At 60.1% G+C, this 20621-nt stretch carries 15 protein-coding genes, 1 tRNA gene and 1 pseudogene; 13 read left to right on the plus strand and 4 right to left on the minus strand.

The window, feature by feature from the left end; genetic code table 11:
- Positions 1-12 precede the first annotated feature (12 nt).
- The 3 genes from rpoD to ASC85_RS13120 all read left to right on the plus strand — a co-directional run bounded on the left by rpoD (position 13) and on the right by ASC85_RS13120 (position 5823).
- The gene (rpoD, locus tag ASC85_RS13110) at positions 13-1860 is read left to right on the plus strand and encodes an RNA polymerase sigma factor RpoD (RefSeq protein ID WP_057449625.1); all 1848 of its coding nucleotides are present in this window, start codon (positions 13-15) and stop codon (positions 1858-1860) included.
- Positions 1861-1987: 127 nt separating this feature from the next.
- Positions 1988-5731: a bifunctional diguanylate cyclase/phosphodiesterase gene (locus ASC85_RS13115; protein ID WP_057449626.1), complete on the plus strand. Its 3744-nt coding sequence runs from the start codon at positions 1988-1990 to the stop codon at positions 5729-5731.
- A gap of 15 nt (positions 5732-5746) precedes the next feature.
- Positions 5747-5823 (plus strand) — tRNA-Ile (locus ASC85_RS13120).
- A 57-nt stretch (positions 5824-5880) separates the two neighbouring features.
- Here ASC85_RS13120 and ASC85_RS13125 read toward each other — a convergent pair.
- Positions 5881-7074 (minus strand): annotated as a pseudogene (locus tag ASC85_RS13125) (type II toxin-antitoxin system HipA family toxin).
- The gene (locus ASC85_RS13130; protein WP_057449627.1) at positions 7074-7325 is read right to left on the minus strand and encodes a helix-turn-helix transcriptional regulator; all 252 of its coding nucleotides are present in this window, start codon (positions 7323-7325) and stop codon (positions 7074-7076) included. The pseudogene ASC85_RS13125 and the gene ASC85_RS13130 overlap by 1 nt, the downstream one beginning before the upstream one ends.
- A gap of 235 nt (positions 7326-7560) precedes the next feature.
- Here ASC85_RS13130 and pcaQ point away from each other — a divergent pair, with 235 nt between their 5' ends.
- The 5 genes from pcaQ to ASC85_RS13155 all read left to right on the plus strand — a co-directional run bounded on the left by pcaQ (position 7561) and on the right by ASC85_RS13155 (position 13116).
- A complete protein-coding gene (pcaQ, locus tag ASC85_RS13135; RefSeq protein ID WP_057449628.1) occupies positions 7561-8490 on the plus strand; it encodes a pca operon transcription factor PcaQ in 930 nt (309 codons plus the stop codon).
- A 127-nt stretch (positions 8491-8617) separates the two neighbouring features.
- The gene (gene pcaH, locus ASC85_RS13140) at positions 8618-9337 is read left to right on the plus strand and encodes a protocatechuate 3,4-dioxygenase subunit beta (protein WP_057449629.1); all 720 of its coding nucleotides are present in this window, start codon (positions 8618-8620) and stop codon (positions 9335-9337) included.
- Between the two features lie 12 nt (positions 9338-9349).
- Positions 9350-9952: a protocatechuate 3,4-dioxygenase subunit alpha gene (gene pcaG / locus ASC85_RS13145; RefSeq protein ID WP_057449630.1), complete on the plus strand. Its 603-nt coding sequence runs from the start codon at positions 9350-9352 to the stop codon at positions 9950-9952.
- Between the two features lie 311 nt (positions 9953-10263).
- Positions 10264-12618: a hypothetical protein gene (locus ASC85_RS13150; protein WP_236712350.1), complete on the plus strand. Its 2355-nt coding sequence runs from the start codon at positions 10264-10266 to the stop codon at positions 12616-12618.
- Positions 12619-12654: 36 nt separating this feature from the next.
- Complete coding sequence (locus ASC85_RS13155; protein WP_018607342.1) at positions 12655-13116, plus strand: Lrp/AsnC family transcriptional regulator; 462 nt, start codon at positions 12655-12657, stop codon at positions 13114-13116.
- A 122-nt stretch (positions 13117-13238) separates the two neighbouring features.
- Here ASC85_RS13155 and ASC85_RS13160 read toward each other — a convergent pair whose 3' ends face one another.
- The gene (locus tag ASC85_RS13160) at positions 13239-13553 is read right to left on the minus strand and encodes an XRE family transcriptional regulator (protein WP_057449632.1); all 315 of its coding nucleotides are present in this window, start codon (positions 13551-13553) and stop codon (positions 13239-13241) included.
- Positions 13546-13911, minus strand: coding sequence for a type II toxin-antitoxin system RelE/ParE family toxin (locus tag ASC85_RS13165; protein ID WP_057449633.1), 366 nt, complete (start codon positions 13909-13911; stop codon positions 13546-13548). The genes ASC85_RS13160 and ASC85_RS13165 overlap by 8 nt, the downstream gene beginning before the upstream one ends.
- Positions 13912-14274: 363 nt before the next feature.
- On the opposite strand from ASC85_RS13165, the gene ASC85_RS13170 reads away from it, so the two are divergent.
- The 5 genes from ASC85_RS13170 (at position 14275) to pqqB (ending at position 20496) form a co-directional block, all read left to right on the plus strand.
- On the plus strand, positions 14275-15957 hold the full coding sequence (locus ASC85_RS13170) for a flavin monoamine oxidase family protein (protein WP_057449634.1): 1683 nt from the start codon (positions 14275-14277) through the stop codon (positions 15955-15957).
- 12 nt (positions 15958-15969) lie between these two features.
- Complete coding sequence (locus ASC85_RS13175) at positions 15970-16764, plus strand: carbon-nitrogen hydrolase family protein (protein ID WP_057449635.1); 795 nt, start codon at positions 15970-15972, stop codon at positions 16762-16764.
- Between the two features lie 62 nt (positions 16765-16826).
- Complete coding sequence (pqqF, locus tag ASC85_RS13180; protein ID WP_057449636.1) at positions 16827-19259, plus strand: pyrroloquinoline quinone biosynthesis protein PqqF; 2433 nt, start codon at positions 16827-16829, stop codon at positions 19257-19259.
- A 170-nt stretch (positions 19260-19429) separates the two neighbouring features.
- Positions 19430-19504, plus strand: coding sequence for a pyrroloquinoline quinone precursor peptide PqqA (gene pqqA / locus ASC85_RS31150; protein ID WP_003177660.1), 75 nt, complete (start codon positions 19430-19432; stop codon positions 19502-19504).
- Positions 19505-19584: 80 nt separating this feature from the next.
- Complete coding sequence (gene pqqB, locus ASC85_RS13185; RefSeq protein WP_057449637.1) at positions 19585-20496, plus strand: pyrroloquinoline quinone biosynthesis protein PqqB; 912 nt, start codon at positions 19585-19587, stop codon at positions 20494-20496.
- The last annotated feature ends 125 nt before the right edge of the window (positions 20497-20621 follow it).

Below are 20621 nucleotides of genomic sequence, written 5' to 3' on the forward strand. Positions count from 1 at the left end.
GGATAGGGTGTTATGTCCGGAAAAGCGCAACAGCAGTCTCGTATCAAAGAGTTGATCCTATTGGGTCGTGAGCAGGGCTACCTGACTTACGCGGAGGTCAACGACCACCTGCCGGAGGATATTTCAGATCCGGAACAGGTGGAAGACATCATCCGCATGATCAACGACATGGGGATCAACGTATTCGAGGTTGCTCCAGATAAGGATGCCCTTATGCTGGCCGACGCCGATACCGACGAGGCGGCCGCTGAAGAAGCGGCTGCAGCGTTGGCAGCGGTCGAGACCGACATTGGTCGCACCACCGACCCCGTGCGCATGTACATGCGTGAAATGGGTACGGTAGAGCTCCTCACGCGTGAAGGCGAAATCGAAATCGCCAAGCGTATTGAAGAAGGCATCCGTGAAGTGATGGGCGCAATTGCGCACTTCCCTGGCACGGTTGACCATATTCTCTCCGAGTACACCCGCGTCACCACCGAAGGTGGCCGCCTGTCCGACGTCTTGAGCGGCTATATCGATCCGGACGACGGCATTGCGCCGCCTGCCGCCGAAGTGCCGCCACCGATCGATGCGAAAGCCGTCAAGGCCGACGACGACACCGATGACGACGACGCCGAAGCGAGCGACGACGAGGAAGAAGCCGAAAGCGGTCCGGATCCGGTCATCGCTGCACAGCGTTTCGGCGCTGTGGCCGACCAGATGGAAATCACCCGCAAGGCGCTGAAAAAGCACGGCCGCAACAACAAGCAGGCGATTGCCGAGCTGTTGGCACTGGCCGAGCTGTTCATGCCGATCAAGCTGGTACCGAAGCAATTCGAAGGCCTGGTCGAGCGTGTTCGCAGTGCCCTGGATCGCTTGCGTCAGCAAGAGCGCGCGATCATGCAGCTTTGCGTGCGTGACGCCCGCATGCCACGTGCCGATTTCCTGCGCCAGTTCCCTGGCAACGAAGTCGACGAAAGCTGGACCGATGCACTGGCCAAGGGCAAGAGCAAATACGCTGAAGCCATTGCCCGCCTGCAACCGGACATCGTTCGTTGCCAGCAGAAGCTCAGTGCGCTGGAGGCCGAGACTGGCCTGAGCATCGCCGAGATCAAGGACATCAACCGTCGCATGTCGATCGGCGAGGCCAAGGCCCGTCGCGCGAAGAAAGAGATGGTCGAAGCGAACTTGCGTCTGGTGATCTCCATCGCCAAGAAGTACACCAACCGCGGTCTGCAATTCCTCGACCTGATTCAGGAAGGCAACATCGGCCTGATGAAGGCGGTGGACAAGTTCGAATACCGTCGCGGCTACAAGTTCTCGACTTATGCCACTTGGTGGATCCGTCAGGCGATCACTCGCTCGATCGCCGACCAGGCCCGCACCATCCGTATCCCGGTGCACATGATCGAGACGATCAACAAGCTCAACCGTATTTCCCGGCAGATGCTGCAGGAAATGGGTCGCGAACCGACGCCGGAAGAGCTGGGCGAACGCATGGAAATGCCTGAGGACAAGATCCGCAAGGTATTGAAGATCGCCAAAGAGCCGATCTCCATGGAAACCCCGATCGGTGATGACGAAGACTCCCATCTGGGTGACTTCATCGAAGACTCCACCATGCAGTCTCCGATCGATGTCGCCACTGTCGAGAGTCTCAAGGAAGCGACTCGCGAAGTACTCTCCGGCCTCACTGCCCGTGAAGCCAAGGTACTGCGCATGCGCTTCGGCATCGACATGAATACCGACCACACCCTTGAGGAAGTCGGTAAGCAGTTCGATGTGACCCGTGAGCGGATTCGTCAGATCGAAGCCAAGGCGTTGCGCAAACTGCGCCACCCGACGCGAAGCGAGCATCTGCGCTCCTTCCTCGACGAGTGACCTTCAAAACCCCCGGCCTTGCCGGGGGTTTTGCTATGTACAGATAAAATCCCCTTCGTTACGCTCCTCAGCACCCTGTTGCCCGTCTACACTCGAATCATCCTCCCCAAGCCATGTCGAGACAGTGATGCCCAGACTGACGGCCGCGCTTTTGCTGTCATTGATGAGCTGGACCGCAACAGCTGGCGCGTTGACGCTCACCGACGAGGAGCTCCGCTGGCTCAAGGACCACCCAGACCTGCGCCTGGGTGTCGATGCCTCATGGCCGCCGTTTGAGTTTCGTGACGACCAGGGCCGCTATCAGGGCCTGGCCGCCGACTACGTCGAGATCATTCGTGAACGGCTGGCCATCAAGCTCACACCCATCGAGCCAGCCAGCTGGACCGCCGTGCTGGAGCAGGTCGCTCAGGGCAAGATAGACCTTTTGCCGGGCATCATGTCCACGCCGGAACGCCAGAACTACCTGGCGTTTACCCGGCCTTACCTGGATTTCCCCATTGTCATCCTGGCCCATCGCGGTGGCGCCCAGCCGCACAACCTCAAGGAACTGTACGGGCTGAAAATCGCCGTGGTGGAGAACTATGCCCCCCATGAATTGCTGCGAAACCACCATCCCGACCTGAACCTCGTGGCGCTGCCCAACGTCAGCTCAGCCCTGCAAGCCCTGGCAATCGACGAGGTGGACGCGGTAGTCGGCGATCTGGCCTCCAGTGTCTGGAGCCTGCGTCAACTCAAGCTCGAAGGCCTTTATGTCAGCGGGGAAACGCCGTATCGCTATCAGTTGGCAATGGCCGTCCCTCGAGACAACAAGATATTGGTGGGCATCCTGGACAAGGTCATGGCGGACATGAGCCCGGCCGAAGTTGCCGAGATCCAGCAGAAGTGGGTCGGCAATGTACATGACTACCGCCAGCTCTGGTCAGACTTGCTGCTCTACGGCCTGCCTGCATTGCTGCTCCTGGTCGGCATACTGGCGGTGGTGATTCGCATCAACCGCCGACTGAGCTCGGAAATCGCCCGGCGGGTCGAGCTGGAACAGGAACTGCGCAGCAGCGAATACCATTACCGTGGGCTGGTGGAGAGCCTGTCAGCCATCGCCTGGGAGGCAAGGGTCAGCGACTTCACTTACAGCTACGTGTCGCCCCACGCCGAAGACTTGCTGGGCTATCCCCTTTCCCATTGGCTGATACCGGGCTTCTGGCGCAACATCATTCATCCGGCCGACCTGATCCGTGCCCAGACCTACTGCGATCATGAAGTGCTGGCGGGTCGCGACCACTGCATCGATTATCGCGTGATCACCGCCGACGGACGCTGCCTGTGGGTGCGCGATATTGTCAGCCTGATCGAACACGGGCACGAACCGGTGATGCGTGGGCTGATGATCGACATCAGCGAAGCCAAGCGCACCGAGGAAGCACTGCGCCTTTCGGAGCAGAAATTTGCCTCGGTGTTCCGCCAGTGCCCGGACATCCTGGTGATTGCACGGCTGCTGGACGGTTGCCTGCTGGAGGTCAACAAGGCCTTCGAAGAGCAGGTCGGCCTGAGTGCCGCCGAGGTGGTGGGACGCAACGCAACCGAACTGAATATCTGGGGCATCCAAGGCGTGGGGCCGGCCCTGTTGCAACGCTTGCAGGCCGGCAGCATCCGCAACCTGGAAATGCCCTTCCGCCGTAGCAATGGTCAGGTGTTCACCGGGCTGATCTCTGCCGAGCCCTTCGATCTCGACACGACGCCAGCCCTGGTCGTGGTGGTGCGGGACATCAGCCAGCTCAAGGAAACCCAGCAGCAATTGCAGACATCCGAAGAGAAGTTTGCCAAGGCGTTCCACGCCTCGCCCGATGGCCTGTTGCTGTCCCGGCAAAGCGACGGCCTGCTGATCGAAGTCAACGAAGGCTTCAGCCGCATTACCGGTTTCAACAGTGCCCTGTCGGTGGACCGCTCTACCCTGGACCTGGGCATCTGGGTCAACCTCAACGAGCGAAAGCAGATGCTGGACCTGTTGAAGCGGGACGGCTTCGTCAGGGACTTCAGCTGTCATATCCGTCGCAACGACGGGCAGATCCGGCTCTGCGAAGTCTCCAGTCGCCCGCTGCCCATCGGCAACGAAGACTGCATGCTGACCATCGCCCGGGACATCACCGAACGCCATCTCATGCAGGAGAAACTGCAACAGGCCGCCACCGTGTTCGAAAGCACTGCCGAAGGCGTGCTGATCACCGATACGCAACAGCACATCAGCGCAGTGAACCGAGCTTTCACCGAAATCACTGGCTACAGCGAAACCGAAGCCTTGGGCCATACGCCTCGGCTGTTGGCTTCCGGCCTGCACGACAGCGCGTTTTACGCCGCGATGTGGCACCAGTTGACGGCCGAAGGGCACTGGCAAGGAGAGATTTCCAACCGGCGCAAGAACGGCGAGCTATACCCCAGTTGGCTGACCATCAGCGCGGTGCGCAATCGGGACCGACAGATCACCCATTTCGTCGCGGTCTTCGCCGATATCTCCAGCCTCAAACACGCCCAGGCCCGTCTCGATTACCAGGCCCACCACGACCCGCTGACGGGCCTGCCGAATCGCACGCTGTTCGAAAGCCGCTTGCTGGCGGCTCTCAATGGCCAGCAGGAAAACGGTGGCCAGGGCGCCGTGCTGTTCCTGGACCTGGACCGCTTCAAGCACATCAATGACAGCCTCGGGCACCCGGTCGGCGACCTGTTGCTCAAGGGCATTGCCGTACGCTTGCGCGAGCAGTTGCGCGACATCGACACCGTGGCGCGCCTGGGCGGGGACGAGTTCATTATCCTGCTGCCGGGCCTGCAACAGCCCAGCGATGCCGAGCACATCGCCCAAAAACTGTTGAACTGCTTTGGCGCGCCGTTCCAGGCCGGCGAGCACGAGTTCTTCATCAGTGCCAGCATCGGCACCAGCCTCTACCCGCAGGACGGCTGCGACGTCGCCACGCTGGTGAAGAATGCCGACGCGGCGATGTACCGTTCCAAGGCCAAGGGACGCAACCGGGTGGAAAGCTACACCCGCGACCTCACCGCCCAGGCCAGCGAGCGAGTGGCCTTGGAGCACGAGCTACGGCGCGCGATTGAACGCAATGAGTTGTCATTGTCCTTCCAACCCAAAATCAGCCTCGTCGACAACCAACTGGTGGGTGCCGAAGCATTGATCCGCTGGACGCACCCCACGTTTGGCGACGTGCCGCCGGAACACTTCATCCCCTTGGCGGAAGAAAACGGCATGATCCTGCAAATCGGCGACTGGGTGCTGGAGCGTGCCTGCCGGCAGTTGTGCGAATGGAATGACACCTACGACAGCCTCGGCCCCCTTTCGGTCAATCTGGCCGGGGCCCAGCTGCGCCAACCCAATCTGCTGGGGCGCATCGAACAACTGCTGCGCGAGAACCAGCTCGAACCCGGCTTATTGCAACTGGAAATTACCGAAAACTTCATCATGAGCCAGGCCGAAGAGGCCCTGACGGTGCTGCACCAGCTGAAAAAACTCGGCGTGCAATTGGCCATCGATGATTTCGGCACGGGCTATTCCTCCCTGAGTTACCTCAAGCGCCTGCCGCTGGACATCCTCAAGATCGACCAATCCTTCGTCCGCGGCCTGCCCGACGACCCACACGATGCGGCCATCGTACGGGCAATCATCGCCCTGGGCCGCAGCATGCAATTCACCGTCATTGCCGAGGGCGTCGAAACCCTGGCCCAGCAGCAATTCCTGACCGAAGAAGGTTGCGAACAGATCCAGGGCTATATCGTCAGCCTGCCGCTGTGCGCCGACGAGTTTGCCGCAACGTTTCTTCGTATGACCGTATCGGATTTTTCGGATAGCACAGCCGAGAAACCGTCGCTATAATCCGCGACCTACTGAGGGCCTATAGCTCAGTTGGTTAGAGCAGAGGACTCATAATCCTTTGGTCCACGGTTCAAGTCCGTGTGGGCCCACCAATTCGAAAGCCGCGCATTGCGCGGCTTTGTCGTTTTTGAGACTGTGGACTTTGCGCACTAGGCGAAGGTTTTCATAAACGGCTCTGCACACTGCTTGATGGCCAAGACCACATTCGGCGCCTGCTCACAAAGGTCAGTCGCGCGGGTCAGCACCTGTTCCAGTGCTTGCAACTGCTTGTGGATTACCTCTTCTGGCCGGGCAACATCACATACCCGCGCGAAGTCCAACAGCCCCTGTCGCGAGGCAAATAACGACTTGTTGCCGACAAGATCAAGCGCCAATACGTCCCTTGGAATATAGGCTGTGGTGTTGACGATATCGTAGGCAGGTGCCAGCCGCGCATCACGCTGGGTGGGGTCGGAATAGAGCAGCCCGAAGTTCTTCAAATGAGCGTCACCATTGCCGACGATGCAGCTCAAGGCCACGGTGGCAAATAATTGGGCCAGGGAACCCTGCACTTGTTCGGGTGGGCAGAATAGACGGATGGCTTTGGCAATAGCTGAATAGCTCTTGCTGTACTTTTGCTCCGCAGCAAGCCCCATCAATGCAGCCATATCCTCGAAGCCGATGGGATTAAGTTGCTCATCTCGGTCGAAGCGACGCATAACGAACAGCTTGGCATTATCGGAAAGGTAGAACTCCGGTACCGTTATACCGGCCTCTCTGGCTACAGACATGCAGAGGAACTCATTAATCGCTAGCCCCGGAAATTCGTCCCGGCCGCTCTTGATAATCAGGTCGGAGGTTTTCGAGGTGAGCCGCTGCGCAGCACCATCCTGGCGCTCTGGCACGAGCACCTTGGGCTGAACGCCCGATATCCCGGCGCGCAGGACATAGCGTTCCACCAAGTCGGCAAAAATATCCTGCGCACCATCCCAGGCCAGGATTTCATCCAGCCTTTCTCCAGGAAATTGTTGACGTAGTAGAAGCGCATCGACCTCAGGTGAACTCACCGTTACCCGCCCGATAGGCGAGCTGCTGCCAGACAACGCAAGCAGCAGCATGGGATCGACGTTCGTTACCTTGGCCAGACGGTTTCGTAGCTGCTCCAAGACGTAACCTTCCGGCAGATTCATCTGGAAGATCGGGTGCAGCTCCCGATGACGGTATTCATCCAGGCGCACAGGCATCAATCAACTGATCGCCGCTTGTGCCTTAGCATCTTCGCGATAACGAAACAGATAGTCTGCGCCGCTGCCAAGGATCCTCCCGCTGTCGCCCTCAGGCGTTGCAACCCGCAAGGTTGTCATCAGTCGAACACTCCTTGGATCTCGTCAAGCGTAGGCATTGCAGCCGGCACCATGGCAAATTCACAATCCAGGGCCCCCAGGACTCGCGCATAGGCAAGCATCCCCACCGACAGGTCCCCCTTTTCGATGGCAATGACCTTCTGCCGAGTGACACCCGCCAAGTTAGCGAGATTAGCCTGGGTCAGGCCGCGATTCAGGCGGCGCTGTCGAACCTGCTCGCCCAGACGTACGATGATGAGGGAATAATCCATGTCCTGTATACGCGACAAAATAGAGTGAATGTAACGTATACCTAACCTTCTAAAAAATCAAAGCCAATATCCCTCGAGGCTGGTGTGCTCACCTTCTGCAAAACTTTTCACGCCAGGACGTGATGCGCAGAGCAGACAGACAAGCAAGGCTGATACTGTTGGAAAAGTGGCCTACGCGGGGCAACCCGCAGCACACACACTGCGCATCCCAAGTCCCTTGAAGGCAGCGACCCGATTGAACATCGACACACGCATCAAATTCCGTCATCTGGTGTGTTTTCTCGAAGTGGCGCGCCAGGGAAGCCTGGCCCGTGCGGCAGACAAACTGGCAATCAGCCAACCAGCGCTTTCCAAGACGCTGAAGGAGTTGGAAACGTTGCTGGCCGCCGTGTTGTTCGAACGAAGCAAGAAGGGGGCGACGCTGACGGAAGCCGGCGCAGCTTTTCTGCGATATGCGGGGCCGAGCGTGCAAGCGCTGCGCGAGGGGGTCAACAGCCTGCGCGCTGGTGTCCACGAGCCCGTTGCCATTAGCGTTGGCGTGCTGTCCACGGTTGAAAGCCTGTTGGTCCCTGAGGTTGTCTGTCGACTGCATGCTCGACATCCGGCCCTGGTTATCAGCGTGGTGACCGGCCCCAGTGCGCATTTGCTATCGCAACTGCGCGTCGGTGAACTGGACCTGGTGGTTGGCAGAATGACCGATAGCCCATTGATTCATGGGCTGGCGTTCGAACACCTCTACAGCGAGTCCATGACCCTGGTGGTGTGCAACGACCATCCTGTGCTCGCGAATCCACAGGGGCACAGGAATCTCGAAGACTATCCCTGGGTGCTTCCATTGGCGGGGACGACCATCCGTAAATTCGCCGACGCCCTGTTTGTTCAGCACGGCATTACCCCATCACGCCAACGCCTGGAAACCCTATCGGTCGCGTTGAGTCGACGCTACGTACAATGCAGCCAGGCCATCTGGGTTGCGCCTTTCGACGCGGTCCGGCAGGACTTGAAACAAGGCGCTTTGGTGGAGCTGGAATTAGGGGCACGGGAACCAGGCGGTTCCGTGGGGCTGTGCACAAATCCCGCGTTGCCGGTGACACCCCAGGCACAGTGGTGCATGGAGGTACTTCGCGAAGTCGGCCAGGAATACCTCGAAGGAAAATATCCATAACCATTTGGATATGGATCAAGTCGGTTTTTTCAATTTCTGGTTGGGCCGCGCAAGAGGAAACTGGGCTACCAGTCGCTGCCAACGCAGCGCTTGCCTTTGCCAAACCATAACAATAGGAAAAATCGACATGTCTGATGCGCATGACAGCCGCTTCGTCATTCGTGACCGTAATTGGCACCCCAAAGCCCTGACACCTGACTACAAGACTTCGATCCTGCGTTCACCGCGCCAGGCCCTGGTGAGTATTCCCCAGTCGCTGTCGGAAACCAGCGGGCCGGATTTTTCCCATCTGAAAATGGGCCAGCACGATAACGATCTGCTGCTCAATTTCAATCACGGAGGCTTGCCCATCGGCGAACGCATCATCGTCGCGGGCCGGGTCTGTGACCAATTCGGCAAACCGATTCCCCATACCTTGGTGGAAATGTGGCAAGCCAATGCGGGTGGTCGTTACCGGCATAAGAAAGACAGCTATCTGGCGCCGCTTGATCCAAATTTCGGCGGGGTCGGCCGCGCGCTGACTGATCGTGACGGCAACTACAGCTTCCGTACGGTCAAACCGGGGCCCTACCCGTGGCGCAACGGCCCCAATGACTGGCGGCCGGCCCACATCCATGTCTCCATCAGTGGCCCGTCCATTTCCACGCGCTTGATAACTCAACTGTATTTCGAAGGCGATCCGCTCATTCCCATGTGCCCGATCGTCAAGACGATCACGAGTCAGGAAGCGGTGCAGAGCCTGATCGCCAAGCTTGATATGAGCATGGCCAATCCTATGGATTGCCTGGCTTATCGCTTTGATATTGTTCTGCGCGGACAGCGCAAGACCCACTTCGAAAACCGCTGAGGAGGCATGCGCATGTCCGTTCAACTTCTGCCTGAAACCCCTTCGCAAACTGCCGGCCCTTATGTGCATATCGGCCTGGCGCTGGAGGCGGCTGGTAATCCGCCGCGGGAACAGGAAATCTGGAATGAAATGGCCAAGCCTGGCGCGCCCGGTGAGCACATCGTACTGATGGGCCACGTGTATGACGGCAACGGCCATTTGATTCGTGACGCGTTTCTCGAGTTCTGGCAGGCGAATCCAGAAGGCGTCTACGACACCGAATACGATCTGGAAAAGCCCTTCAACTGTTTTGGCCGTACTGCCACCGCCGACGACGGCGCGTGGATCATCAAGACCGTAAAACCCGGCAGCGTGAAAAACGCTGCAGGTGTTCCCATGGCCCCGCATATCAACGTTTCCTTGTTTGCTCGCGGGATCAACATTCACTTGCAGACCCGCCTGTATTTCGACGACGAATCCGAGGCGAACGCCGTGGACCCCATCCTCGGTCTGATCGAGCAGTTGCCACGTCGCGAATCCCTGATTGCCAAGCGCTCCACGCTCGATGGCAAGTTGGTTTATCGGTTCGACATTCATGTGCAAGGTGAATCAGAAACGGTGTTCTTCGACTTTTAATCGCCACTTGTACAGTGCCGAGGCGTGAGCACTCGAGCTGTTTAGATGCCGCCCCCCTAAAACCAGACCCATCAAGGTCTGGTTTTTTGTCGAATTCAGCTTTGAAGGCTGACGTTTTTTTGATCGCCATAGCAACTCTGGCAACCAACCGCTCCCCGACCTTGTCCCTGTACTGACCTGCAGTAATACTCTGTGAGGTTCACCCTCCACACCTAAGCGCCTTCAGCTTCCTCACCGAGACCCCCATCATCGCCAGCCCCAGCCTCTCTCGACTGTTTCTTGACCTGTTCTGGCAACTCGGCATCCTGCTGGTGCCGGCCTTTTTCGTCACGCTGCTGCCACCGGCGCTGGCTTTATTGGTGGTGCTGTTCTTCGGCCTGCTGATGGGGCTTGCCGCGCGCCTGGGCTGGCTATCGATCGGTCGAGGCTGTGCCCGGCTGATGATCGGCGCCGTGTTCGGCATGGGCTTCAGCATGGGTAGGGCCTTGCCTGAGTGGTGGGGCATCCTGGCGGCCATTGCCAGCATCGTCGGCGGGTTGGCGTGTGTCAGTATCTGGGAGCGGCGCCTGGGTTTGGCGCCTGCCTCCAGCGAGGGCGCCAGCGCCTGGGGAGGAAACGAACCGCAACTGACGCCTGAAGGCGAGCCAATCCGGACGTTCAACCACGGCGAAATCGCTATGGGCGGCCCGACTTATTGCGACTATCTGTTCCCCGACGGAGTGCTCCTGCAAGGCCTGGGCTCTTCGGCCGTGTTCTCCAGCGACGGGCGCTATTTCGCGGCGCCGGTACCGTCCCGACAGACATGGGGACTGGTGGTGCTCGACCGTCAGCAACGCCAGTTGTACCGCTGCGCCGACAGCGAACTCTGGGAGTTGGACGCTTTTGACCTCGACCTGTTAAGCGGACGCCATAGCCCACTGGTGGATAACAGCGTTCGCGAAACCCGGCTCGATGAGCTGTTGCAAACGGCCAGCGTCACCCCCCTGGTGCCTGTCGGCGATCTGTGGCTGGAGTCCGATTGTCATCCTGAGCAAACCTTCGAACGACGCTCCGTTGATGGCCGGCAATGCCTGCAGGGCAATATTTTTTTGCCCTCGACCTTTCGTGACCTGGCCCAGCCACTGGAACCACTGCGTTCACCGCGCTACACCGTCAGCGTCAACGGGCAGCCGTCCGACCTGCTGATGGCGGCCGATGCGCCGTTGGTGTGGAGCAGTGATCAACGCGCCCTGGTGTGCCTGGCCCAGGCGCGGGATCCTCAAGCAGATGGCGACCAGTATTGGTTGTGGCAGCTCGACAAAGGCTGGCACGCCTTGCCGTTGCCGTGGTTGAAGAGTGCTGCTGAACCGTCCTTCTACTGGCATGAATTGCTGAGCCTCGACGCGCACCATGTGCATATCGGCGCGTACCTCGACTATCCGCGACCGGGTTCCGGCCGGTATGGCTACCGTCTGGACAGCATCCACAGCGACACCGAAACCCAGGCCGGTCATGACGCCCAGGGTCGGGTAAACGTCGCTGAATTCACACTGACCCGCACGGCCATTGTGATGCCGTTGGACAGCCGGGGCCTGCGCGGTGACTCGCCCATCGAGACACAGCCGATGCTGGGTGGCGCATGCGCTCAGTTGACCTGGCTTTGCGACAATCGCGAGGGGCTTGGCGGTTATCGCTGCCAGATCGGTGATTGGCACTTGCCAGGCAGTTGGCTGCTGGATCATCGCGTGTCTGACTGCGGGCGTTACCTGGCACTGCTGCCCTTTGCAGACTCAACGACAGTGACCACCCATGCGGTCATTGCAGATGTGAAGGATCGACGCCTGCTGGAAGGCCCCGCCATGTGGGTGGAACGGATACTCGATTTTCGGGATGGCCGGTTGAGTCTGGCAGTGGTGGCCGGTCGTCTTGATCACGACCTGGACAGCAGCGCGCTGCAACGCTTCAACATCCCGGCGCCGCCGATCGGCAGCGCTCCTTCGTTCTTTCGTCCCAGCGAGCAATCCCGGCTGTTCTACAACACCGTGGACCTGCAGGTGACAAACTCACAACTGCACAGCGTCGCCCCCTGGCGCCTGGTGGATCGTCCGCAAGTGGCCAACGCCGACGGTGACTTCATCCAGCCCGCCCCCGACCGTCAGGATGCCGCCTGGTTGTTCGGCAGCGAAACGGAATATGCCGACAGTTGGGTGCGCGCGCAGACGCCCCGGCTCGGAGGCCATCTGCTGACAGCCTCAGGCTGCGTGTTGGTCGACCTGGCACCGTCGATGATCTGGTCGACGGATAGCCGCTACCTGGCCCTGACCTGCATGGCAACCGATGTGACAGAACAGTGTGGAAGTTATCGAGGCTGGCAATTGCTGCTCCTGGATGTCCAGGAACACACGTTGCGGGTGCATCCGCAGTGGCTGGGCAACCGGCCGCTGTTTGAAAGCTTCGACGCCGAGCAGCTGCATGTCCGGTGTTTCGAGCGCGATTGGGAAGCGCAAGACAATGACGACCCAGGCTCAGTGCAGTCGTTCTCACTGGACCTCTTGTTGCAGCTGCCCACCGAACAGCTGGTTTGCCAGGACGGTTTCTGGTTCAGGGCTTCACAGGTACACCAGGCCCCCGCCTGGCGCGCACTGGCTTTGCCTGCCATTGGCTATTTCGCACGTGAGAGCCTGTAACATGCTCGCCATCGAATGCCTGCGCCGGAGCCCACTTTGACTGACACCCGCCCTCCCGTCCTCGACGAAATCGACCGGCAGCTGATCGCGGCGCTGCAAATCAACGCCAGGGAAAGCGTCGCCATGCTCGCCCGGCAACTGGGTATCGCCCGCACGACCGTGACCTCGCGGCTGGCGCGCCTGGAAAAGACCAAGGTGATTACCGGATATGGCGTGCGCCTGGGGCAACGAGTGATTGACGGCGGCTTGCAGGCTTACGTCGGCATCAAGGTCCAGCCGCGTTCCGGCAAGGACGTGCTGCGGCGCTTGAGCGCCATGGCCCAGGTCCAGCAGCTGTGCGCGGTCAGCGGTGAGTTCGACTATGTCGCCTGGTTGCGCACGGACTCGCCAGAACAGCTGGACCAGTTGCTGGACCAGATCGGCAGCGTGGACGGCGTGGAGAAGACCACCACCTCGATCATCCTCAGCAGCAAGATCGATCGAGGCCAGCCAGTCTAAGCCCTGCGTCACTTAACCTGTGGGAGCGAGCTTGCTCGCGATGGTGGTCTGTCAGCCCATGAAAGTGCTGACTGAACCGACGCTATCGCGAGCAAGCTCGCTCCCACAGCGAACAACGCAAGTTATGGTATTGGATGGGAGAAATTTTCGATCCGGACCTGCCCCTCCGGAAAGGTCGCGATAATCTCCAATTCCCCCCCCATGGCCCGGATGTAGTTGCGCAATGTGCTGATGTACATGTCCGTACGGCGCTCCATTTTCGAGACTGCCGCCTGGTTGATATGCAGAGCCTTGGCCAAGGCCTCCTGGCTCAACTCCTGCGCCTGACGCAACTCGTGCAACGGCATTTCTGCACGCAACTGCTGATACAGAGCCTGAGCACGCGCCTGGGAGTCAGGCGAACGACGCGCCATCAAATCGGAAAATTTCTTAGCCATGGTCAAAGCCCTCTCTCTTCAATACTTCCAAATGCTCGTCATAGAGGCGTTCGGCCAAAGGCACATATTGCTGATACCAACGGTCCTGGCCGGTTTTGTCTCCCCCGATCAGCAGGATGGCGCAGCGTCGTGGATCAAACGCATAGAGCACACGATAAGGCCTACCTGCATGTTGCACCCGTAACTCACGAAGGTTGCCATGACGCGAACCTTTGATATCACTGGTGTGAGGAAAGCCCAGATACGGCCCGGTATCGCCGAGCAACATCACCGAGACCTGTACCGAGTCTTGCTCCGACTCACTGAGACGGTCCCACCACAACTCAAATTCGTCAGTGTATTCAACGCCCCATTTCATACAAATATGCCACCCAGGATATATAACCTCAAGGGAATAACCATAGGAGTTTCGGCGGGTATCTGTTGCTGTTGATCGCGCAGACAATTGTTAGGGGGCGTTTCTGTGGGAGCGAGCTTGCTCGCGATGGCGTTAATTCACTCAGCACCTTCATGGACTGATATACCGCTATCGCGAGCAAGCTCGCTCCCATAGGGAACCGGTTTCGTCATTGTGATTTATGAATAGGTCAAAATGACTGTCACATACTCAAAACGACGACATATTGTGTCTTATTAACGTGTTCCACCCTCCCTAGAATGGCTGGCATCTTTCCTATACTCAGACGCGAACACCGCGTCGAGTCGCCCATCAAGGTCAGCCATGAACAAGAACAACCGCCACCCAGCAGACGGTAAGAAGCCCATCACCATTTTCGGGCCGGACTTTCCTTTCGCCTTTGACGACTGGATCGAGCATCCGGCTGGCCTGGGCAACATTCCCGCCCACAACCACGGTACCGAAGTAGCGATTGTCGGTGCCGGGATCGCCGGTCTGGTGGCGGCGTACGAGCTGATGAAGCTGGGTCTCAAACCCGTGGTCTACGAGGCGTCGAAGATGGGTGGGCGCCTGCGCTCACAAGCATTCAATGGCGCCGAAGGGGTGATCGCCGAGCTGGGCGGCATGCGTTTTCCGGTGTCCTCCACCGCGTTCTACCATTACGTCGACAAGCTGGGCCTGGAGACCAAACCGTTCCCCAACCCGCTGACCCCGGCGTCCGGCAGCACAGTCATCGACCTGGAAGGCCAGACCTACTACGCACAGAAACTGGCGGACCTTCCCGCACTGTTCCAGGAAGTCGCCGACGCCTGGGCCGATGCGCTGGAGGATGGCTCGCGCTTTGGTGAGATCCAGCAAGCGATCCGCGACCGCGACGTGCCACGCCTCAAGGAGTTGTGGAACACCTTGGTGCCACTGTGGGACGACCGCACCTTCTACGACTTCGTCGCCACTTCCAAGGCCTTCGCCAAGCTCTCTTTCCAGCACCGCGAAGTGTTCGGCCAGGTCGGTTTCGGCACCGGCGGCTGGGATTCGGACTTCCCCAATTCGATGCTGGAAATCTTCCGTGTCGTGATGACCAACTGCGACGATCACCAGCATCTGGTGGTCGGCGGCGTCGAGCAGGTGCCCCACGGCATCTGGAACCACGTGCCGGAACGCTGCGCGCACTGGCCGCAAGGGACCAGCCTGAATTCGCTGCACCTGGGTGCCCCACGCAGCGGCGTGAAGCGCATCGCCCGCGCGGCTGATGGCCGGTTCAGCGTGACCGACGTCTGGGACAACACCCGCGAGTACGCCGCGGTGCTGGTCACCTGCCAGAGCTGGCTGCTGACCACCCAGATCGAATGTGAAGAAGCGCTGTTCTCGCAAAAAATGTGGATGGCCCTGGACCGTACCCGCTACATGCAATCGTCGAAGACCTTCGTGATGGTCGACCGGCCATTCTGGAAGGACAAGGACCCGGAGACCGGCCGCGACCTGATGAGCATGACCCTGACCGACCGTCTTACCCGTGGCACCTATCTGTTCGACAACGGAGACGACAAGCCAGGGGTGATTTGCCTGTCGTATTCCTGGATGAGCGACGCGCTGAAAATGCTCCCGCACCCGGTGGAAAAACGCGTGAAGCTGGCCCTCGATGCCCTGAAGAAAATCTATCCCAAGGTGGACATCGCCGCCCGGATCATCGGCGATCCGATCACCGTGTCCTGGGAAGCCGACCCGCATTTCCTCGGCGCGTTCAAGGGCGCCCTGCCCGGCCACTATCGCTACAACCAGCGCATGTATGCGCATTTCATGCAGGACGACATGCCGGCCGAACAACGCGGGATCTTTATCGCCGGCGATGACGTCTCATGGACACCGGCCTGGGTCGAAGGCGCGGTACAGACCTCACTCAATGCCGTGTGGGGAATCATGAAACACTTCGGCGGTGAAACTCACGCCGAGAACCCGGGTCCAGGTGATGTGTTCCACGAGATCGGTCCGATCGCCCTGCCCGAATAAAAGGAGTTTTCGATGCGTGTAGCCCTCTACCAATGCCCACCGCTGCCACTGGATCCGGCCGGCAACCTGCAACGCCTGCACCAGGTGGCGCTGGAAGCCAGGGGCGCCGATGTGCTGGTGCTGCCGGAGATGTTCATGACCGGCTACAACATCGGCGTCGACGCGGTGAATGTATTGGCCGAGGTCTACAACGGCGAGTGGGCGCAACAGATCGCCCGCATTGCCAAGGCCGCCGGCCTGGCGATTGTCTACGGCTACCCTGAACGCGGCGAAGACGGGCAGATCTACAACGCCGTGCAGCTGATCGACGCCCAGGGCGAGCGCCTGGCCAACTACCGCAAGAGCCACCTGTTCGGTGACCTCGATCACGCCATGTTCAGCGCCGGCGACGCCGCATTGCCTATCGTGGAGCTCAATGGCTGGAAGCTAGGCCTCCTGATCTGCTACGACCTGGAATTTCCGGAAAATGCCCGCCGCCTGGCCCTGGCCGGTGCCGAGCTGATCCTGGTGCCGACCGCCAACATGCAACCTTACGAGTTCATCGCCGACGTCACCGTGCGTGCCCGGGCCATCGAGAACCAGTGTTTCGTGGCGTACGCCAACTACTGCGGCCACGAAGGTGAATTGCAGTACTGCGGCCAAAGCAGCATCGCCGCACCGAATGGCAGCCGCCCGGCCCTTGCGGGGCTGGATGAGGCCTTGATCGTCGGAGAACTGGATCGACAACTGATGGAAGACTCCCGCGCGGCCTACAACTACCTGCACGATCGCCGCCCCGAGCTTTACGACGACCTGCACAAACACTGATTGAGGATTGAGAACGCGGCCTAATCCGCTAGCATGAGCGCATCTTTGTCCTGGAAGCGCTCATGCCGGCCCCCGACTCCCTCCGCCCCCACACTGAAACCCTGGCCAACGGCTTGCGGGTGACATTGCGTCACGTCCCAGGCCTCAAGCGCAGCGCTGCCGTACTGCGAGTCGCGGCTGGCAGCCATGACGCGCCCCTGGCCTGGCCGGGATTGGCGCACTTGCTCGAGCATCTGTTCTTCCTCGGCACCGAGCGTTTTCCCGCAGGGGAGAACCTGATGGCCTACGTGCAGCGACACGGCGGCCAGGTCAATGCGCGCACCAGCGAACGCACCACGGATTTTTTCTTCGAATTGCCACCCGCAACTTTCTCCGAAGGACTCGAACGGCTGTGGGACATGCTTGCCCACCCACGCCTGGATGAAGCCGATCAATTGCGCGAACGGGAAGTGCTGCACGCCGAGTTCATCGCCTGGTCCCAGGATGCTGCAGCCCAGCGCCAGCTTGCCTTGCATGACGGCCTGTCGGCGACCCATCCACTGCGGGGTTTTCATGCCGGCAATCGCGATAGCCTGACAGTGACGCAAGGCGAATTCCAAAGCGCATTGCACGACTTCTATCGCCGTTTTTACCAGAGCGGCCAGATGACCCTGAGCCTGGCCGGTCCGCAAAGCATCGACGCCTTGAAAGGGCTGGCTGAACAGTTCGACAGCCACATGCCTGCCGGCGAAGCGCTTGCCAGGCCGGCACCGCCAAAGCTGATGGCATCGTCCCAGACGAGTTATCAACAGGCCCGCGAGGGTTGCCTCGATCTGCTGTTCGCCTTCGAAGACTTGCCTGCCGCCTCGCCTCAAGCCCTGGATTTTCTCTGTACGTGGCTGAACTCCAGCAAACCGGGCGGCTTGCTCGCCACGTTGCGTCAGCGCGGCCTGGCTGACAGCCTCAAGGCCACCGCGCTGTATGAGTTTGCCGGGCAGGCGCTGCTGCACATCGAACTCAAGCACGCCAACGCTCCGGCAGCGGCGCAGATCCAGCCGTTGCTGCACGACTGGCTGGGGTTCTTTGCCACCCAGGGCGACTGGGCGCCGTTGCGCCAGGAGTTCACCGCACTGTTGCGGCGCCGACAGGAGACAGGATCGGCCTTGCAGTTGGCCCGCTGGGATTGTGAAGGACGTGACGGGCCGCTGTTGGCAAACGATCTCGTGAGGCTCAGGGAAATCCTCAAGCAACTGCACCCTGCCGATAACGTCGCGGGACAATGGCAATTGCCCGCGCCCAATCCGTTCCTGCAAACACCAAGCGAAGCCCCCCGCGCGGGGCTGATACGCGGCCAGACCAGCGCCCACCGCGGCTTGCGAACCTTCGCCCAGGACCGTTCCCGGGGTCGCCGGGAACGCTCGCCCATGCAGTTCAGCCAGGCGCTGCCGGACAACGGTCGTGAAGGCGCGGTGTACCTGCGTTGGCAACTGACGACCCAGGCACCGCTGGACTTTCAATCCAGGCTCGACCGGCACCTGCAGGAGGTGCGAGAGGATGCTCGCCAGGCCGGCGTGGACGTCAGCCTCGAGCCCTGCGCTGATCAATGGCTGCTGAAACTGGTCGGCTTGCAGGCGCCGATACCGCTGGTACTTGAACACCTTCTGACGAAGCTTGCGCAACCGCTGCCAATGGCCCAAGCCGGTCACGAAAGCCCGCCGATGCCGATTCGACAGCTGTTGAAGGCGCTGCCGAATCAGCGCCGGCAAACATCAGCGTTGCCACTGTCCGACAGTGATCAAAACGTGTGGACAACGGCCCGATGGGACGGGCTGTCCATCGGCCTGTCGTCAGCCACCCAAGGGGCGTTGGGCCCCGCGTTGGCCCGGGTGCCGGGCATCGCCGGCGATGAAGCCCGCGAGGCGCCGGCGCCTCGCGGGCAACGCCTCTGGCATACGCTCCGGACTCACGGCCAAGAACCGGCCGTATTGCTGTTTTGCCCGACAGCCACCCCGACACTGGCCGACGAAGCCGCCTGGCGATTGCTGGCACAGCTGTGCCAGACGCCGTTCTACCAGCGCCTGCGCGTCGAGTTGCAGTTGGGTTATGCGGTATTCAGCGGGTTGAAGCAGATCGACGGGCAAACCGGGATGTTGTTCGGCGTCCAATCGCCCAGCCTCTCGGCGACGCAACTGAACGCCCACATCGAGCAATTCCTGGACGGGTTACCGGCGCTGATCGAGCAGCTTGATGACTCATGCCTGACCGGCCAGCAGCAGGCGCTTGCCGCCCAACTCCAGAGCACCGCCCTGCCCTGCGCCCAGGCCGCCGAACTACTCTGGCAGGGCAAGCTGGCCGGCCGCCCGTCGGATTATCTTGAGCAACTGTCCGCTGCCATCGTGTGCCTGGATCGCACCCAGCTACAAATGGCTGCCCAACGCCTCATCGAGGCTGAAGGGGGACGGTATTGCCTGAGCAACGGAGCCTGCCCGGGAGAGCGCTGGCAAGCGGCGCAATGATCATTGCAGCGGCCGTAATGAGCTTTCTTCGAGAATCACGACGAACGAAGATGTCAGATTTAGTAACATAGGCGCCTAAGCATCTGAACATCTCCGAACGGAGGTGGACTATATGTATAGGTCTCAACCGTTCTATCTAACGAAAGCATCCCAACCAAAGGAGTATTCCCATGTCTTGGTCCAAACCCGCATATATCGACCTGCGTATCGGTTTCGAAGTCACCATGTACTTCGCCAGCCGTTGAATGCTGCAGGCGGTTAAGCACGCAGCACTACGCCTCGGCCAGCCGAGGCGTTTTTATTTCGGTTTGCAGATGGAGCAGCCATGTTCGTCCAGATTCTAGGTTCTGCCGCCGGTGGCGGTTTCCCCCAGTGGAACTGCAACTGCGCCAATTGCGCAGGTTTTCGCGACGGCAGCCTGCGGGCCCAGGCGCGCACCCAATCGTCCATCGCCCTGTCCGATGACGGTGTGAACTGGGTGCTGTGCAACGCCTCCCCGGACATTCGCGCCCAGCTCCAGGCGTTCGCCCCGATGCAGCCGGGCCGAGCCCTGCGCGACACCGGCATTGGCGCGATCATCCTGATGGACAGCCAGATCGACCACACCACCGGCCTGCTCAGCCTGCGTGAAGGTTGCCCGCATCAAGTCTGGTGCACCGACATGGTCCATGAAGACCTGAGCACGGGCTTTGCGCTGTTCAACATGTTGACCCACTGGAACGGCGGGTTGAGCTGGAATCGCATCGAACTCGACCAGAGCTTCACCATCGCCGCCTGCCCGAACCTGCGCTTCACCCCACTGCCCCTGCGCAGCGCCGCGCCGCCCTATTCGCCGCATCGCTTCGACCCGCATCCGGGCGACAACATCGGGTTGATCGTCGAAGACCTGCGCACGGGTGGCAAGCTGTTCTATGCCCCGGGCCTGGGCAAGGTCGACGAGTCGTTGTTGGAGATCATGGCCGGCAGCGATTGCCTGCTGGTGGACGGTACGATGTGGGACGACGATGAAATGCAGCGCCGTGGCGTCGGTACCCGCACTGGCCGGGAAATGGGCCATCTGGCCCAGAATGGCCCAGGCGGTATGCTGGAAGTACTGGAACAAGTACCTGGGCCGCGCAAGGTCCTTATCCATATCAACAACACCAACCCGATCCTGGACGAAGACTCGCCCGAGCGGGCTGAACTTGTACGTCGAAAGATTGAAGTGTCTTACGACGGAATGAGTATTGAGTTGTAGGAAGGGCGGAACCAATGTGGAGTGAACTTGCGGTGTGTCAGTCAAGGTTGATGCTGGTTGACAGGACGCTATCGCGAGCAGGCTCGCTCCCACCGTAGCTCGAGTCGTACTGGATATCTGATTCA

It is taken from the genome of Pseudomonas sp. Root401 (assembly GCF_001425105.1).
Classification (GTDB): Bacteria; Pseudomonadota; Gammaproteobacteria; order Pseudomonadales; family Pseudomonadaceae; genus Aquipseudomonas; species Aquipseudomonas brassicacearum.

Bases quoted from the DNA above. Each gene is read 5' to 3' on its own strand.
- rpoD (WP_057449625.1), top strand. From the start codon at position 13: ATGTCCGGAAAAGCGCAACAGCAGTCTCGTATCAAAGAGTTGATCCTA.
- ASC85_RS13115 (WP_057449626.1), top strand. From the start codon at position 1,988: ATGCCCAGACTGACGGCCGCGCTTTTGCTGTCATTGATGAGCTGGACC.
- ASC85_RS13130 (WP_057449627.1), bottom strand. From the start codon at position 7,325: ATGGATTATTCCCTCATCATCGTACGTCTGGGCGAGCAGGTTCGACAG.
- pcaH (WP_057449629.1), top strand. From the start codon at position 8,618: ATGTCTGATGCGCATGACAGCCGCTTCGTCATTCGTGACCGTAATTGG.
- pcaG (WP_057449630.1), top strand. From the start codon at position 9,350: ATGTCCGTTCAACTTCTGCCTGAAACCCCTTCGCAAACTGCCGGCCCT.
- ASC85_RS13160 (WP_057449632.1), bottom strand. From the start codon at position 13,553: ATGGCTAAGAAATTTTCCGATTTGATGGCGCGTCGTTCGCCTGACTCC.
- ASC85_RS13165 (WP_057449633.1), bottom strand. From the start codon at position 13,911: ATGAAATGGGGCGTTGAATACACTGACGAATTTGAGTTGTGGTGGGAC.
- ASC85_RS13170 (WP_057449634.1), top strand. From the start codon at position 14,275: ATGAACAAGAACAACCGCCACCCAGCAGACGGTAAGAAGCCCATCACC.
- ASC85_RS13175 (WP_057449635.1), top strand. From the start codon at position 15,970: ATGCGTGTAGCCCTCTACCAATGCCCACCGCTGCCACTGGATCCGGCC.
- pqqF (WP_057449636.1), top strand. From the start codon at position 16,827: ATGCCGGCCCCCGACTCCCTCCGCCCCCACACTGAAACCCTGGCCAAC.
- pqqB (WP_057449637.1), top strand. From the start codon at position 19,585: ATGTTCGTCCAGATTCTAGGTTCTGCCGCCGGTGGCGGTTTCCCCCAG.